17 protein-coding genes and 11 tRNA genes are annotated in these 14,742 nt (G+C 42.5%); 2 read left to right on the top strand and 26 right to left on the bottom strand.

The window, feature by feature from the left end; translation table 11 throughout:
• Positions 1-25: 25 nt before the first annotated feature.
• The 12 genes from V7654_RS14800 to V7654_RS14855 form a co-directional block, all read right to left on the bottom strand.
• Positions 26-99: transfer RNA gene (locus V7654_RS14800), tRNA-Gly, on the bottom strand.
• 20 nt (positions 100-119) lie between these two features.
• Positions 120-196 (bottom strand) — tRNA-Pro (locus V7654_RS14805).
• A gap of 20 nt (positions 197-216) precedes the next feature.
• A tRNA-Arg gene (locus V7654_RS14810) sits at positions 217-293 on the bottom strand.
• A 62-nt stretch (positions 294-355) separates the two neighbouring features.
• Positions 356-441, bottom strand: a tRNA-Leu gene (locus V7654_RS14815).
• Between the two features lie 59 nt (positions 442-500).
• Positions 501-585, bottom strand: a tRNA-Leu gene (locus V7654_RS14820).
• A gap of 40 nt (positions 586-625) precedes the next feature.
• Positions 626-701 (bottom strand) — tRNA-Lys (locus V7654_RS14825).
• A 5-nt stretch (positions 702-706) separates the two neighbouring features.
• Positions 707-781, bottom strand: a tRNA-Gln gene (locus V7654_RS14830).
• A 6-nt stretch (positions 782-787) separates the two neighbouring features.
• Positions 788-863 (bottom strand) — tRNA-Asp (locus tag V7654_RS14835).
• A 28-nt stretch (positions 864-891) separates the two neighbouring features.
• A tRNA-Glu gene (locus V7654_RS14840) sits at positions 892-966 on the bottom strand.
• Between the two features lie 16 nt (positions 967-982).
• Positions 983-1,073, bottom strand: a tRNA-Ser gene (locus V7654_RS14845).
• A 15-nt stretch (positions 1,074-1,088) separates the two neighbouring features.
• A tRNA-Asn gene (locus V7654_RS14850) sits at positions 1,089-1,163 on the bottom strand.
• A gap of 142 nt (positions 1,164-1,305) precedes the next feature.
• Positions 1,306-1,779, bottom strand: a complete 474-nt coding sequence (locus V7654_RS14855; protein WP_335431380.1) for a SprT family protein — start codon at positions 1,777-1,779, stop codon at positions 1,306-1,308.
• A 95-nt stretch (positions 1,780-1,874) separates the two neighbouring features.
• On the opposite strand from V7654_RS14855, the gene cmpA reads away from it, so the two are divergent.
• Positions 1,875-1,988, top strand: a complete 114-nt coding sequence (cmpA, locus tag V7654_RS14860; protein WP_207503039.1) for a cortex morphogenetic protein CmpA — start codon at positions 1,875-1,877, stop codon at positions 1,986-1,988.
• A 75-nt stretch (positions 1,989-2,063) separates the two neighbouring features.
• Here cmpA and V7654_RS14865 read toward each other — a convergent pair whose 3' ends face one another.
• The 14 genes from V7654_RS14865 to acpS all read right to left on the bottom strand — a co-directional run bounded on the left by V7654_RS14865 (position 2,064) and on the right by acpS (position 14,024).
• Positions 2,064-4,232, bottom strand: a complete 2,169-nt coding sequence (locus V7654_RS14865) for a Tex family protein (protein WP_438825309.1) — start codon at positions 4,230-4,232, stop codon at positions 2,064-2,066.
• Between the two features lie 366 nt (positions 4,233-4,598).
• Positions 4,599-5,195: a SpoIIE family protein phosphatase gene (locus V7654_RS14870; protein WP_335431290.1), complete on the bottom strand. Its 597-nt coding sequence runs from the start codon at positions 5,193-5,195 to the stop codon at positions 4,599-4,601.
• The gene (gene sigB, locus V7654_RS14875) at positions 5,192-5,986 is read right to left on the bottom strand and encodes an RNA polymerase sigma factor SigB (RefSeq protein ID WP_335431291.1); all 795 of its coding nucleotides are present in this window, start codon (positions 5,984-5,986) and stop codon (positions 5,192-5,194) included. The genes V7654_RS14870 and sigB overlap by 4 nt, the downstream gene beginning before the upstream one ends.
• Positions 5,964-6,437 carry an anti-sigma B factor RsbW gene (gene rsbW / locus V7654_RS14880; protein ID WP_207503034.1) on the bottom strand — a complete coding sequence of 158 codons (474 nt, stop codon included), beginning with the start codon at positions 6,435-6,437 and terminating at the stop codon, positions 5,964-5,966. Before rsbW ends, sigB begins: the two co-directional genes overlap by 23 nt.
• Positions 6,434-6,766, bottom strand: a complete 333-nt coding sequence (locus V7654_RS14885) for an anti-sigma factor antagonist (RefSeq protein WP_207503032.1) — start codon at positions 6,764-6,766, stop codon at positions 6,434-6,436. The genes rsbW and V7654_RS14885 overlap by 4 nt, the downstream gene beginning before the upstream one ends.
• Positions 6,767-6,824: 58 nt before the next feature.
• The gene (locus V7654_RS14890) at positions 6,825-7,835 is read right to left on the bottom strand and encodes a PP2C family protein-serine/threonine phosphatase (RefSeq protein ID WP_335431293.1); all 1,011 of its coding nucleotides are present in this window, start codon (positions 7,833-7,835) and stop codon (positions 6,825-6,827) included.
• A gap of 11 nt (positions 7,836-7,846) precedes the next feature.
• Complete coding sequence (locus V7654_RS14895) at positions 7,847-8,248, bottom strand: anti-sigma regulatory factor (protein ID WP_335431295.1); 402 nt, start codon at positions 8,246-8,248, stop codon at positions 7,847-7,849.
• A gap of 4 nt (positions 8,249-8,252) precedes the next feature.
• Positions 8,253-8,609, bottom strand: a complete 357-nt coding sequence (locus tag V7654_RS14900; protein ID WP_335376244.1) for an STAS domain-containing protein — start codon at positions 8,607-8,609, stop codon at positions 8,253-8,255.
• A complete protein-coding gene (locus V7654_RS14905; protein ID WP_335431297.1) occupies positions 8,606-9,439 on the bottom strand; it encodes an RsbT co-antagonist protein RsbRA in 834 nt (277 codons plus the stop codon). Before V7654_RS14905 ends, V7654_RS14900 begins: the two co-directional genes overlap by 4 nt.
• A gap of 664 nt (positions 9,440-10,103) precedes the next feature.
• Complete coding sequence (gene ndoA / locus V7654_RS14910) at positions 10,104-10,454, bottom strand: type II toxin-antitoxin system endoribonuclease NdoA (protein ID WP_041967053.1); 351 nt, start codon at positions 10,452-10,454, stop codon at positions 10,104-10,106.
• Between the two features lie 4 nt (positions 10,455-10,458).
• Entirely contained in the window at positions 10,459-10,740 is a 282-nt protein-coding gene (locus V7654_RS14915; protein WP_207503024.1) for a CopG family ribbon-helix-helix protein, read from the bottom strand.
• A gap of 221 nt (positions 10,741-10,961) precedes the next feature.
• A complete protein-coding gene (alr, locus tag V7654_RS14920; RefSeq protein ID WP_335431300.1) occupies positions 10,962-12,119 on the bottom strand; it encodes an alanine racemase in 1,158 nt (385 codons plus the stop codon).
• Between the two features lie 350 nt (positions 12,120-12,469).
• On the bottom strand, positions 12,470-13,483 hold the full coding sequence (locus V7654_RS14925) for a LolA family protein (protein WP_335431302.1): 1,014 nt from the start codon (positions 13,481-13,483) through the stop codon (positions 12,470-12,472).
• A gap of 187 nt (positions 13,484-13,670) precedes the next feature.
• Positions 13,671-14,024: a holo-ACP synthase gene (gene acpS / locus V7654_RS14930; protein WP_335431304.1), complete on the bottom strand. Its 354-nt coding sequence runs from the start codon at positions 14,022-14,024 to the stop codon at positions 13,671-13,673.
• A gap of 104 nt (positions 14,025-14,128) precedes the next feature.
• Between acpS and V7654_RS14935 the strand changes: the two genes are divergently transcribed.
• Positions 14,129-14,722 carry a rhomboid family intramembrane serine protease gene (locus V7654_RS14935; RefSeq protein ID WP_335431306.1) on the top strand — a complete coding sequence of 198 codons (594 nt, stop codon included), beginning with the start codon at positions 14,129-14,131 and terminating at the stop codon, positions 14,720-14,722.
• The last annotated feature ends 20 nt before the right edge of the window (positions 14,723-14,742 follow it).

Here is a 14,742-nt window from a genome sequence, read left to right on the forward strand (position 1 = left end):
TTTAGTTTTCAAAGAACAAATGAATTGGAGCGGGTGATGGGAATCGAACCCACTACATCAGCTTGGAAGGCTGAGGTTTTACCAGTAAACTACACCCGCATATGAAATTGAATTCTGAATGGTCGGGAAGACAGGATTCGAACCTGCGACCCCTTGGTCCCAAACCAAGTGCTCTACCAAGCTGAGCTACTCCCCGATATTAAGAAGAAAAAATAATGGCGCGCCCGAAAGGAGTCGAACCCATAACCTTCTGATCCGTAGTCAGACGCTCTATCCAATTGAGCTACGGGCGCATATGTTTTTTATAGCAACTTTTATATATTACCACATCCACAATAGGATGTCAACGACTTTTTGGTGCGGCCGAGAGGACTTGAACCTCCACGGGGTTGCCCCCACTAGGCCCTCAACCTAGCGCGTCTGCCATTCCGCCACGACCGCAAATAGATGACAGGATAATATCATAACCAATTTCAACTTATTAATCAACAGGTAATTAATGGTGCGGGTGAAGGGAGTCGAACCCCCACGCCTTGCGGCGCCAGATCCTAAGTCTGGTGCGTCTGCCAATTCCGCCACACCCGCATTATTGAAATGTAAGTTATTTTGCTGACGCAAAAAACTTTGGTGAGCCATGAAGGACTCGAACCTTCGACCCTCTGATTAAAAGTCAGATGCTCTACCGACTGAGCTAATGGCTCAAAAATGGCTGGGCTAGCTGGATTCGAACCAACGCATGACGGAGTCAAAGTCCGTTGCCTTACCGCTTGGCTATAGCCCAATAAAATGGCGGTCCCGACCGGGATCGAACCGGCGATCTCCTGCGTGACAGGCAGGCATGTTAACCGCTACACCACGGGACCAGTATTTATTTGAAGTATTGAAAGTAGATGGTGACCCCTACGGGATTCGAACCCGTGTTACCGCCGTGAAAGGGCGGTGTCTTAACCGCTTGACCAAGGGGCCATTAATAAAAGTGTTCTGGCGGAGAAGGAGGGATTTGAACCCTCGCGCCGGTTACCCGACCTACACCCTTAGCAGGGGCGCCTCTTCAGCCTCTTGAGTACTTCCCCATACCATAGAATTAATGGCTCCGCAGGTAGGATTCGAACCTACGACCGCTCGGTTAACAGCCGAGTGCTCTACCACTGAGCTACTGCGGAATAATATTAATTGTCTTCTTAAAACCTCTTCAGAAGACTGTGTCGTTGTCTTGTCGACTCTTACTATTATAGGTAGGTGCCTAATAAAAGTCAAGCGGGTTTTTAAAAGTTTTTCATTTGTTTTTTTCTCATTGCAAAAACGCTATTCTAGCAACATTTCTTTCACCTTTACCAGCTTCCCTTTACACTTTCCGCACACATATCTTGCAGTATTTATTGATCGTTTTCGGTGATACTCCATTTTACATTTGCTGCATTGATAAATAAGAATTCTTTGTTGTGACTTTTTTTTCTTTTCCTCAGGAAGCATGGAGCAAAATCGCGGAGCCCCGACTTGTTTCATGAGGTCTCTGAAATCTTTATCACGATGCTTGTAGCCCTTTCCCTCTAAATGAAGATGGTAATGGCATAATTCATGCTTAATGATTCCGATCAATTCCTGTTCGCCTAATTGCTCGAAGTACTTTCTGTTGATTTCAATGTTATGGCTTCGCAGCATATAGCGTCCGCCGGTTGTACGGAGTCTCGGATTAAAGAATGCTCTGTGCCTGAATGGCTTATGGAATTGCTCTGCTGATATTTTAACAACTAGGTTGTGTAATTGCTGATCTGTCATCATATTAAAACGCCTGCCTTTTATAGAAACATGACAACCCATTATAGCATATATTAAGGATACCTTTTCTCGTATTATCTAAAGGAGGTATTGTTATGCCTGTCTGGTTCCAGAATCAAATGAAACGAGCCTTCTACGAAAAAAATCGATACCAAATTAAGCTGCTAAATCAATGCTGGTTTTTTTACAGGAATAAACAAGGCTATTAGGTTTTCAAGTCTTTTGCTTACAAGTGTTTGTCCCCATAACAAAAGACTGCAAGAAAAATCCTGCAGTCTTTTCATTTAAGCTTGCTCTGGCTTAAGCATTGTTAATGCTACTCGCCCTTTCTTCTGGTCAACACTGTCAACCCAGACTGTTACGATGTCCCCTACTGATACGATATCCAGTGGGTGTTTAACGAATCTATTGCTTAGCTTAGAGATGTGGACCAAACCATCCTGCTTAACGCCGATATCTACAAAAGCCCCGAAGTCTACTACGTTACGGACTGTTCCTTGTAACTCCATGCCCGTTTTTAAATCCTCAAGCTTAAGAACATCTTTCTTAAGAAGTGGAGTCGGCAGTTCATCACGAGGATCCCTTTCCGGTCTTACAAGAGCGTCGATGATGTCTTTGAGTGTCAGCTTGCCAATGCCAAGGTCGTTCGCAGTCTGATCGACATTGATTTTGGCTAATGCCTCTTTCAACGCTGCACTTCCTAAATCATGCGTTTTAAAACCTAGACTGTCTAGCAGCTGCTTCACTTCTCCATAGCTTTCCGGGTGGATGCCAGTTCGGTCAAGCGGCTCTTTACCTTCGATCACTCTTAGGAAGCCGATTGCCTGCTCATATGTTTTGGAGCCAAGGCGAGGGATTTTTTTAAGCTGCGCTCTGCTTGTGAATTTCCCTTCTTCTTCACGCTTTTTAACAATGTTATTGGCTACTGTCTTTGAAAGACCTGAAACATATTGCAGTAAAGAAGATGACGCAGTATTTACATTAACCCCTACCTGGTTAACAGCTGTCTCGACCACAAATGTCAAAGATTCGGAGAGTTTCTTCTGACCGACATCATGCTGGTACTGTCCGACACCTACTGATTTAGGGTCGATTTTAACAAGTTCAGCCAGTGGATCCTGCAAACGGCGCGCGATTGAAACTGCGCTTCGTTCTTCTACCTGGTAGTTCGGGAATTCTTCACGCGCAAGGTCTGATGCCGAATATACACTCGCCCCTGCTTCATTGACAATCAGGTAATAAATTTCTGTATCTAATTCCTTCAGAATATCAGATACAAATTGTTCTGTTTCCCTGGAAGCTGTACCGTTGCCGATTGCCACCATTTCGACATTATAATCCTTCAGTACTTTTATGAATTTCTCGCGGGCTTCGGTGCTTTTCGAACTGGATGTATGCGGGTAAATAACACCGATTGATAAAACCTTCCCTGTTTCATCTACCGCAGCTAGCTTGCAGCCTGTCCTGAACGCTGGGTCTACCCCAAGGACAACTTTTCCTTTTAACGGCGGCTGAAGCAGCAACTTCCTCAGATTTTCAGAGAAGATGTGGATGGCTTGCTCTTCTGCTTTTTCCGTAAGTTCATTCCTGATTTCCCGCTCAATGGATGGCTGGATTAACCGCTTATAAGCATCCTCTATCGCTTCCATAATCGCAGATGTTGTAATAGCATGCTCTTTTTTTACCCATTTACGTTGAAGGTAGCTCATGATTAAATCCGTTTTGGGTTTAATCGAGACCCTTAACAGCTCCTCTTTCTCACCCCGATTAAGGGCAAGAATTCTGTGGGGCACGACCTTGTTTACCGGCTCTGAATATTCATAGTACATCTCATATACTTTTTTCTCATCAAGCTCTTCATTCTTGACCGCGGATTCTATAGAGCCGGATTTGAATGTTTCATTGCGGATCCACTTCCTGCTGTCAGCATCATCGGATACCATTTCTGCAATGATATCCTTTGCCCCAGCAATTGCTTCCTCGGCAGATGTTACCTCTTTTTCATCTGATAAAAATTCAAAAGCTTTTTGTTCGAGACTGCCGTTCACCGGGTACTCGAGCATCCATAATGCAAGTGGTTCTAAACCCTTCTCCTTCGCAACGGTTGCTTTCGTTCTACGCTTTTGTTTGTATGGACGGTATAAATCTTCAACTTCTTGAAGTTTGATTGCTTTTTCTATGCTAGCCCTGAGTTCATCCGTCAGCTTTTCCTGTTCATCAATCAGCCTGATGACTTCTTCTTTACGCTGCTCTAAGTTTTGTATGTATTGCCATCTTTCAACTATGTCACGAATTTGCACTTCATCAAGAGCGCCGGTCATTTCTTTTCGATAGCGGGCAATGAAAGGAACTGTATTCCCTTCATTAATAAGAGAAATAACACTCTGCACTTGTTTAGATGTTAATGATTGCTCTTTGGCAATGATATTTACGTATTGATCCTGCTTCTCCATCGTTTGATTCAAGAGACAATCCTCCATATCTTTATTGGATAAGGTATTCTCTTATCCCTTCTTATAGTGTACCAAAATTACTTATGTGTTTATAGGGAGTATGAGAATAGGTAAATGTTTGGGGCAAAATTCCCACCACTCGTTTTACAAAAGGCTGTATTCTTATAGCTTGTTGTTTTTATTGAATTGTTTGAAAGCAATACCTTGATAAATAAGTTGATTGGAACGGAGGGTACTCGACTCCTGTGGGTAGGGCTTTTTCATAATTCTTCCGCGGAAAACGAGTACCTGGAGTGGAAATCAACTTATTTAAAGCAACAAGGTTTACGAAAACAGCCCTATAAAAAACAAAAAGAAGCCCACCGGCTATAGTAGACTTCCCACAATAAAAGTTGCATCATCCATTGAGTTTTCATAATCGCTTTTTATTTGCTCTGCGATGGCTGCTACTGATCTGTAACCCTTCAATAAAGATTTTGCCCCGTGGATATCAAAACCATCTGAGTAGATCAGGAACTTTGATTCCGGTTCAAAAACGAATCTCTGGGTGTGAAATACTTGCGGCTTCCCTGACAAATATCCTGTGACAGGCAATGGATAGGTCAGCTTGCCGTTTGGTGAATAGAGGAAGAATCGGATATTCCCGACACAGCTGTAGACGAATTCGTTTGTATCGAAAAAAACCTTGAAAATCGATACAGCTGCTCCTCTTTTTTGCACCAATATATTGTTGCAGTATTTCATGAGAGTATCGACATCTTCATGATGGTGTTCCTCTACTACAGCCACAACCGCCGCAGAAGCTTCGTGGGCGTATTGCCCAGAACCTAACCCATCAGCTACTACACAGACAAAATAATCATCGGTGGCAGTATAGAAATAGCTGTCACCGCACTCTAATTTACCTTCTTTAATTGTCTGGTAAGCATAAAGTTCAATTTTGTCGTTGAACTGTTGGATCATGTAATATACTCCGAATTATTGTTTTCTGCATGAATTGCTTCTTGTAGCTTCTTGATGGCTCTTCTTTGAAGTCGTGATACATGCATTTGTGATATTCCCAGCTTGTCTCCTGCTTCCTTTTGGCTCAGGTTATCAAGGTAGGTATATTGGATAATTAACTTTTCTCTTTCACTTAGTACATGGAGTACCTTTTCGAGCACCATTCTTTGATTGATTTTTTCATAGCCTTCATCAATATTTCCGACGATATCTAACAGAGTGACAGTTCCTCCATCAGAATCAGCTTCGATGGAATGGTCGACGGATAATGCCTGATAGCTTTTGCCCATCTCCATAGCTTCCAAAATCTCTTCCTCAGAAACCTGAAGAACTTCCGCTATTTCGTCCACTCTTGGAGAGCGGTGCAGCTGTGTCGTCAAATCTTCGACAGTTGTCTTGATTTTCGGTCCAAGCTCTTTGATTCTGCGAGGTACATGGACACTCCATGTTTTATCTCGTAAAAACCTTTTGATTTCACCAATGATGGTCGGAACTGCAAATGCCTCGAAGCTTTTGCCAAATGTTTCATCATAACGGCGGATTGCGCCTAAAAGTCCGATCATTCCAACTTGGAATATGTCCTCATGGAACGACCTTCCTTTTGAATATTTACGGGCAATTGTTTCAACCAGATTTTGATAATGGAGAACTAACTCATTTTGGGCGTCGGCGTCCTCATGAAGCTGGTATGCTTTGATTAATTGATTAATCTCTTCTTTTGGACGTTGCTTAGGTTGAGATTGTCTCTGCATCTCTCTCCACCTGCTCTCCTTCTCGGTACTTGGTCATAAAGACCGTGACGCCCTCTTTGTGATGAATTCGAACCTCATCCATTAAGGTTTCGATCAGATACAGTCCCAAGCCTCCTTCACGAAGGAATTCTACAGAACTGTTTTGATCGTAAGGACCAAGCCCCTGGCGTGCTGAATGGAAATCAAAGCTTTGGCCGTTATCTGCAACCATTACTTCAAGTCGGTCTTCATATAATCCAAAACCGATGATCACTTCGCCGTTTTCGTTATTTTTATAAGCATGCTGTACAGCATTTGTGCAAGCTTCACTTGTTGCGATCTTCAAATCTTCTATCTCATCATATGAAAAACCCATACGGCTCGCAATTCCGGAAAGTGTTAAACGAATAACACCTACAAATTCCGGTTTTGCCGGGATTTTCATTTCTATATAGTCAAATGCTTGGTTCATTGCACTCCACCCTCAATCTGGCTGTTTATATCGATAATATCAGCCAAGCCGGTAATTTCGAAAAGTCTCTGCAAACGCTCGGATAAACCGACGATTTTGAACTCTCCGTTATGGGCTCGGACATTTTTAAATACTCCTACAAACACTCCCAGCCCAGTACTATCCATATAATTGACCTCAGAAAGATCAACAACCATTTTTACGCCCTCTTTTTCGGACAAAGGGAAGAGTTTTTCCCGTAGCTGTGGTGCTGTATACGCATCAATTTCACCATTAACCTTAACTGCTAACACAGATTCTGTATCTTTAACATCTATCGAAATATTCATAACTGACCCACCCTTTACAATTCAATTGCTCTTTAGATTTACCCGGTTCGGAACCGAATTAAACCTCTCTTTTTAAAATAATTAAGGTAAAATCATCACGCAATTGGAAATGCTGAAGTTTTTCGAGTTCCCTAAAGATATTATTGACAATTTCCTGAGCATTTAAGTGAATATATTTATTAATATATCCGATTAATGTTTCCTTTTCGATGAATCCCTCTTCCGTCCTGCACTCTGTAACTCCATCAGACATCAAGATCACCATATCCCCAGCATGAATCTCTTTTTCATACTGGATATATTTCGTCCGTTTGTCTACTCCAAGCAGCAAACCTCTTGCCGTGAGCTCTGTGAATTCCTTGGTCACAGAATCATAATAAAAACCAGGCTCGTGGCCGGCAGAAGCATAATAGAAGATATTATTGTCTGGATTAAACATTCCGTAAAACATCGTGATAAACATGCTTGGATCAACGTTCTGCTCAACTACCCTATTCAGGTTTTCGAGTATGCTGCTAGGGTCAAGACGATTTTCCGGCAGACTGTCCATTGCATACTTGATCATGGACATGCATAGTGCGGCCGGAATCCCTTTTCCAATAACATCCGCAATCGCAACACTTATATTATTGTTTTCATCTTGGACAAAATGGAAATAGTCACCATTCATATGCTTAGCAGGTACGCTGATCGCACCAATATCGAGACCTGGAACTGTAGGGATTTTTGTCCCCAGCAGTGTTTGCTGCACATTAGCGGCAATTTCCATTTCTGATCTTAACTCCTCCTGCTGGTGCCTCAAGCTTTGATGTTCTCTGTAAGCAATACCATAGCCGATCATGACCTCAAGGAGAATGTCAAAGGAATGCATGATATCTTCTGGAAGTTCAGGATACATCTCAAGAAGCAAGCTTTTATGAAGGCTAATGATTTCTTCCGGTGCGATTTTGTGCTCAATCGACTTACGGCTGAATTTTTGACCTGCATACAATGCTTGTTCTGATTGCTCTTTAATATAATTGTCAAGAATATCCCGATACTTTGATTCCATCATTTCTCGGAATTCCATACTGTTTCCCCCTATCGGAGCCATTTAGATGCTCTTATCTGTGTTCCTTGTCCTGGAGTTGACTCAATATCGAATTCGTCCATGAGTCTCTTTACTCCTGGAAGGCCGGCTCCAAGTCCTCCTGATGTAGAAAAGCCATCTTCCATGACCTGGCGAATCTCTTTTATTCCTGGGCCGCTATCCACTGCATTGATTCGCAATCCCGCTTTTCCGCCGTCGTACAATTTATCGATGCAAATTTGCCCTTTGCCGGCGTATAAGTATATGTTTCTTGCCAATTCACTGATGGCGGTGGTGATTCTTGCCTGGTCAACTGTTCCAAAACCAAGCTCTTTCGCAACATTCCGGCCAAGCTGGCGCGCTGCTACGATGTCCCATTCGTTTATGATCGTAACGCAGGATTGGATGTCCATTCACCTATTCCCCCAATTCCTGTTGTAATTTCTCCAAACCTTTTTCTAAATCTAATGCAGTTAGGACATCATCAAGGCTGATCCCTAATTCAATTAGCGTTATGGCAACAGCAGGCTGGATTCCGGTAATGACAACAATAGCGCCCATAAGCTTGGACATATTGATTACATCCCCAAGCACTTTCGCAATAAACGAGTCAATGAAGTCTATTGATGTTAAATCAATGACCACGCCATTGGCGCTTGTTTCATGTATTTTATGGAGCAAATCCTCTTGGAATTGAAGAGCAGTCTGGTCATCAAGCTCCCATTGAATGGAGACTAATAGACAATCATTCAGCTTAAGGATAGGTATTCTCACTTTGCTCCCCCCATAGAAACAATTTTTTTATTTGTCAGCTCGAGAGCTGCTTCGATACCTTTTTTCAGGTTATTCTTAGTTGTAAACTGGTTTAAATCAATACCCAGATTCACGATCGTCTGTGCGATTTCAGGACGGATCCCTACGAGCATGCACTTAGCACCAATCAGCCTGACCGCTTCCGCCGCCTGGATAATATGATGGGCTACCATCGTATCGACAACTGGTACACCAGTAATATCAATGAGAACAACTTCGGAACGATGCTTGACAGCACCCTTCAGCAGGTTTTCCATAATTTGTTTTGCTCGTTCAGTATCGATTGTACCTACAAGCGGCATTACAGTTATCCCTTCGAAAACCGGAATTAATGGTGCTGAAAGCTCCTGAAGGGCAATTTTTTGCAAGGAAACTGTTCTTTCCCATGTAGATGAATACACGCTGACAATTTCATTATTCATGGGCGTTGCCCAACGGTCGAATTCGTAGATGACATCCATCTGGTTTTCCTTTGTTACGATCCCTTCCTTTTGCATTCCTTCAAAAACAATTAAGTTAAAAGTATGGAGACCCTTGGTCACGAATGTCAAAGGCCAGCCAAGCCTGACGACCTTTTCAGCAAAATCCGTCAGTTTATTATGATATTCTTCATTCGAACCTTTAAAATTCGAAATGATCAAGTCGATGAATTCTTTGCTAGTGGCATTAAAAACCCGGTCTGATACAAGGCGTACCACTCGTTCATCGGCCTCTTCCTTTGTTCTATTTATCCACTCATCCAAAATCTCCTGCTTATGAGACTGAATGTAATTTGAAATTGTATTGTTCATTCCATCCTCCCCATTCTATCACACAAAAATTTTATAATACCCTCTTCCGTCCAAATGTAAACCAATCTTAAAAATGTAAAAAATTATTCATAAATTCAATGTTTATATATCTCCATTTAATGATAACAGTTTCCGTTCGTCAAATAAAATCAACTTGTCGACAATGCTTTAGGCGTAAACTTGTCACCATTTGACATAATCTGTGCGAAAGCGATATTTGTAAGAAAAAACCCAAATGAGAACGGTTTCCTTACAGAGGCAACCAGAAGTATAAAGTGTATTAAAAAAAACGCCTCATACATGCTGCACAATGGACAAAAGTTATTCTTACTATTCCTTATTGTAGAGCTTAATATTTTACCGGATTAAATTTACTGTTTAATCTTCACCGAACGACCGCACTTTCAAACATTAACGCGACGGGGGTCTGACCCCCATCACGTTAATGCGTTAATTACCTGGGGTCTGACCCCCGCTGCTTTAATGCGTTAATTTGTACATATTTAACAGAGCGAACGAAAAAAGCATAAAAAAAGAGGCAAGTTTTAGCTTGCCTCCACACAGAACACATCCGTTTTATTTTTTTCGTTATGTAAAGGACCTGGAGTCCAGGCCTAATGCTTGCAGTTACAAAAAAACGCTCTTACTAAGAGCGTACTTTAAATTAAAATTCAATAAGACCTAAACTTACCTGAAGGGCTTCATCCACTTTTTCCATCATTTCGTCATCGAGATGGGTAATTTTATCGGTTAGGCGCTGTTTGTCGATTGTGCGAATTTGTTCCAATAATATAACCGAGTCTCGTTCAAAACCGTACCGCTTCGCATCAATTTCAACATGAGTTGGAAGCTTTGCTTTTTGGATTTGAGCTGTGATCGCTGCGATAATGACTGTGGGACTAAACCGATTCCCGATGTCGTTTTGGATGACCAGTACAGGGCGTACTCCGCCTTGCTCTGAACCAACAACTGGGGATAGGTCCGCAAAATAGACGTCACCACGTTTGACAATCAAGGGATTATCCTCCGCTGACTAGACGTTCAACTGTGTGTTCTGCCTCGTATTCTGCTTGAAATGCCTCAGAAGCAATGGTGAGATTAATTTTGGCCATTTCCATATAGCCTCGTCTCATGGATTCACGAATTTGTCTCTTTTTCTTCTCACGCAAATACATTTTTGTAGCCTGATAAATAAATTCGCTGCGGTTTACGTTCTCCTGCTTAACAAATCCATCTAGTTCACTTAATAGATGCTGCGGTAACTTTACCAAAATCTCAGTTGTTGCGCTGGATTCAGACACAAACATACACCTCCACCATCATCACTACATACCGTTATTAAATTCTTTATCTCTCTACCATTTCTAATATTATCACTATTTATCCCAGATGCAAAGGCTATTCAACAATTCTTCTGTATTATCCGCCAAAAAAATAAGGTTTTATGCATCGTTTTAAGCGAAAAAAATAGGTTTGTTAATATTTGGATAATAATAACCACTTTCTTAAGCGTTGCATCCCTTTAAAGCAGAGAATTGTTTAAATCCACTATTTTTCCTTCCTGTTTGTAAATCCTCGGTACACGTGAAGATATGATGCAGGGAACTTCATAATTGATTGTTTCCAGCCTTTTCGCAATTTCATTGATGGAAATCATCTCTTCCCCTTGCATTCCGATCAGGGTGGCAATCGTACCTACAGGAACCTCATTAGGGAGCATGACCATGCACTGATCCATACAAATGCGCCCGATAATCGGAGATCGTTTACCATTTATCAATACTTCCTGTCCCTGAAGCCTGCGAATCCAGCCGTCAGCATAACCTATCGGCAGTGTTCCGACCCAAATATCTTCTGCCGCTTCATAGGTTGCCCCGTAACTTACCTTCTGGCCCTTTTCAAGCTTCTTCACATGCACAAGCCGGGAATGGAGGGTAAACGCTTCATTTAATCGAACTGGCAGCTCCGGTTCAATCTCCAACGAAGGAGTTAATCCATACATAGCGATACCGACCCTGACTGCATTGAATTGTGCATCTGCATGCATGAGGGCAGCTGCGCTATTGCTGCTGTGTACACATGGAGGGAGCTCATCTAGCGTCGCGAGCAATTCTTTAAAAAGGCTGAGCTGCTCCTTAAAGTACGTTTCATCAAGTTCATCAGCTGTTGCAAAATGCGTATATACTCCATGAAGCTCGAGCCGCGGATCTTCCTGGATCGACTTTTCAATCGATTTCAGTTCTTCTGCTGACCGTATTCCAATCCGACCCATACCTGTATCTATTTTTATATGAAGAGAAATGGAAGCATCGCCTTTAAGAACCTCGCGTGCTTTTGCCAGCCATTCCTCCTGAAAAACAGTTAGAATGACGTCTTCCTCCGCAGCAATATTAACGTCCTCTGGCCGGCTTGCGCCGAGCACAAGGACTGGTGCCGTTATCCCCTTTTTCCTTAATGCAAGTGCCTCGTCCATAAAAGCAACTGCCAGCATGGATGCTCCCGCTTCCAACGCAGCTTCTGCTGTTTGTAAATCCCCATGGCCATATGCGTTCGCCTTCACTACCGCGATAAAATCAACCTCTTCAGGCAGGTGACCTTTAATCGCCTTCACGTTTTCTTTAATATGATCCAAATCCACCTCTGCCCATGTATCACGGTAAAAAAATCCTTGCTCCTCCACCGAAACTCCACTTCCTTCAGACCGAACATTTTATTTATTTTACCATTATCGAATTCCATCGGTTCAATGTCAAATGGTTAATATAGTTTGTGGAGAAAGACCTTTATTTTCATAAAATTCAATCGGTGTAGTCCAATTCCCTTACATTTTCCTACTTTAATACTTAAGGAATGGTTCAGCAGACAGCAGGAGTTAAGATATTCCGGAATCCCATGCATTTATTCCGAAAAAATCTCGTTTATTCCGAAAACCATCTCGTTTATTCCGAAAAAAATGAATATATTCCGAAAAACCTGTATCACCCAAATAAAAAACAGGCTCAGGTTGCTCTGAGCCTGTCATTCGCAATCTTATTTTTCCATGTCGGCAACCACTGATTTTGCTACCATTTCTAATTCTTCTGGTGACAAGTCGGCAGAAGCCAGCATATAGTCTACTCCAAGGTGTGTCCATGAAATCGATGTTTCAGTCATGGCGCCGATTGTAAAGCCTAGGTCAACTGGCTGGCCAGTCACGTTGATTGGAGAAGACATTGCCGGCATTGCGTCAGCTTTCTCCTGGATCAAGGTGAAGGACTTGTCGCCGTCGTATGTTAAGACGACTCGCTTGCCATCCTCAGTTGTGATTTCCTTTTCATCCACTAATGTGACGCCAGGAATTTCAGCCATTGGATACTTGACAGTGAATGCCTTGTCATTGACATCTGCCATAACTGGCACTTCAAGCTGTACACGTGTCATGTTTTTCTTCATGTCGAATGCGTCTTTATCGAAGCTTGCGTCGAATTTAACCTCTGAAAATTCCACCGTAACAAGTGAATTGCGGTCAGGATCCATTACCTTCACGCTTACCGGAGACAGATTCTTTTTATTCAGCTTGATTTCCTGGATCGGAAGCATCTTATTGTTTTGGTACCTTGTTTTCGTTTCAAAAACATAATGGTTCTTTGTTGCTGAGAACTTCGCTTGTTTGTCCTCGAGGATATCTGTGATTAAAGATTCGTATAAGTACGCCTGGCTGCTGTTTTTTGGCCAGTCGCTCTGGAATCGGAAGCTTTTGTTCAGCGCAGGTGTCAAAACAAAAACTCCTTCTTCATTGCGAAGAATCATCTGGCTTTGGTCTTTTTGGGCATTCTTCAGATTCACACGGTAAAATGACGGATCCTTATGCCAGATTTCTACTTCATACACCTGAGGCTCCGTACCCATCTGCAATGTCATTTTTGCCTTAGCCTTGTAACTCTTTAAATCATTGAGCGTTCCATCCAACTCCTTAACCACAGATTCCTGTGATTTTGTACCGCAGGCAGCCAGAGCAAAAATAACCATGAGCCCGGCGAGAAGCAGCAACAACCTTTTCTTCATTCTTCCAACCCCTTTTAGTCTCATTTAAACGTGTAAAGGGAAAGAAAGGACAGGAATAAGACACTGACTGCAGATTGCCTGAGTTGTCTCTTTGCAGCCATGTTCCCGCCGCCTAGCCTTGTCTCCCTTACTGCATTATGAATATATGAGACAACCTGGGTGAATATGACCAAGCGATGACAAGCTTTTAAATTTTTTCGATGATGACCTGCGCAATCGCATACTGCTCACTATGGGATATTGAAAGGTGAACGCCATCCTTCATTGGCTTCGTCACGGTTGGACGGCCATGGAGATCCGCTTCGATTTCAATATCCAGGAAGGATAATTCTTTTCCGATGCCCGTCCCTTTTGCTTTTGAAAATGCTTCTTTCGCAGCCCAGCGGCCAGCAAGAAACTCTACTCTTCTTCGCTCATTATATGTACTGTAAATGGTCTTTTCCTTTTCCGTAAGCACCCTGTCAGGAAAACGCGGCTGGGATTCAATCAGCTTCCTGATCCGGCCTATTTCAATAATGTCAACGCCCGTTCCTATGATCATTTTTCTTGCTCCTTCTAAAAAAGATACATTCCGCATAAAAAATATTGTACAACTATCTGAGATTAAGGCTATGCTTTTATATATTAGTACCCAGGAGGTTTGGCATGTTTACGAGAACCGAAAGCTTTCGTGATTTCGTCAGGTTTTACCCAATTGTTACATTGATTATCTCTATCCACATCTTATTATATTTGGCGACTACAATACCACTCTTCCCAAGCAGATACATGTTCGAGCTGCTTTCAGGCGTAAATTTGTACATTGTAAATGGTGAATACTGGCGGCTGGTCACCCCGATTTTCATGCACGCCGGCTTTGCCCATATGCTGTTTAACAGCTTTTCGCTCGTCCTATTCGGGCCGGCCCTTGAACAATTGCTTGGAAGAACTAAATTCACCCTGCTTTATTTAGCTACAGGAATCGCCGCAAACATCGCCACACTATCACTCGAGCCATTAACGTATACACATGTGGGTTCCAGCGGAGCAATCTTTGGGTTGTTCGGTTTCTATATCGCGATTATCGTTTTCCGCAAAGCCATGCTATCCAGGGAAAACTCCCAGACGATCATGACCATTGCCGTTATTGGAATTGTGATGACCTTCGTCCAATCAAACATTAACATTACAGCCCATATTTTCGGACTGATTGCCGGATTCCTGATCGGCGCTACTATCTTTAATAAACGTATGACGTGAAAAAGCGCCGGATTGGCGCT

Origin of the sequence: Bacillus sp. JJ1609 (genome assembly GCF_036967045.1) — a bacterium.
Classification (GTDB): domain Bacteria; phylum Bacillota; class Bacilli; order Bacillales; family Cytobacillaceae; genus Mesobacillus.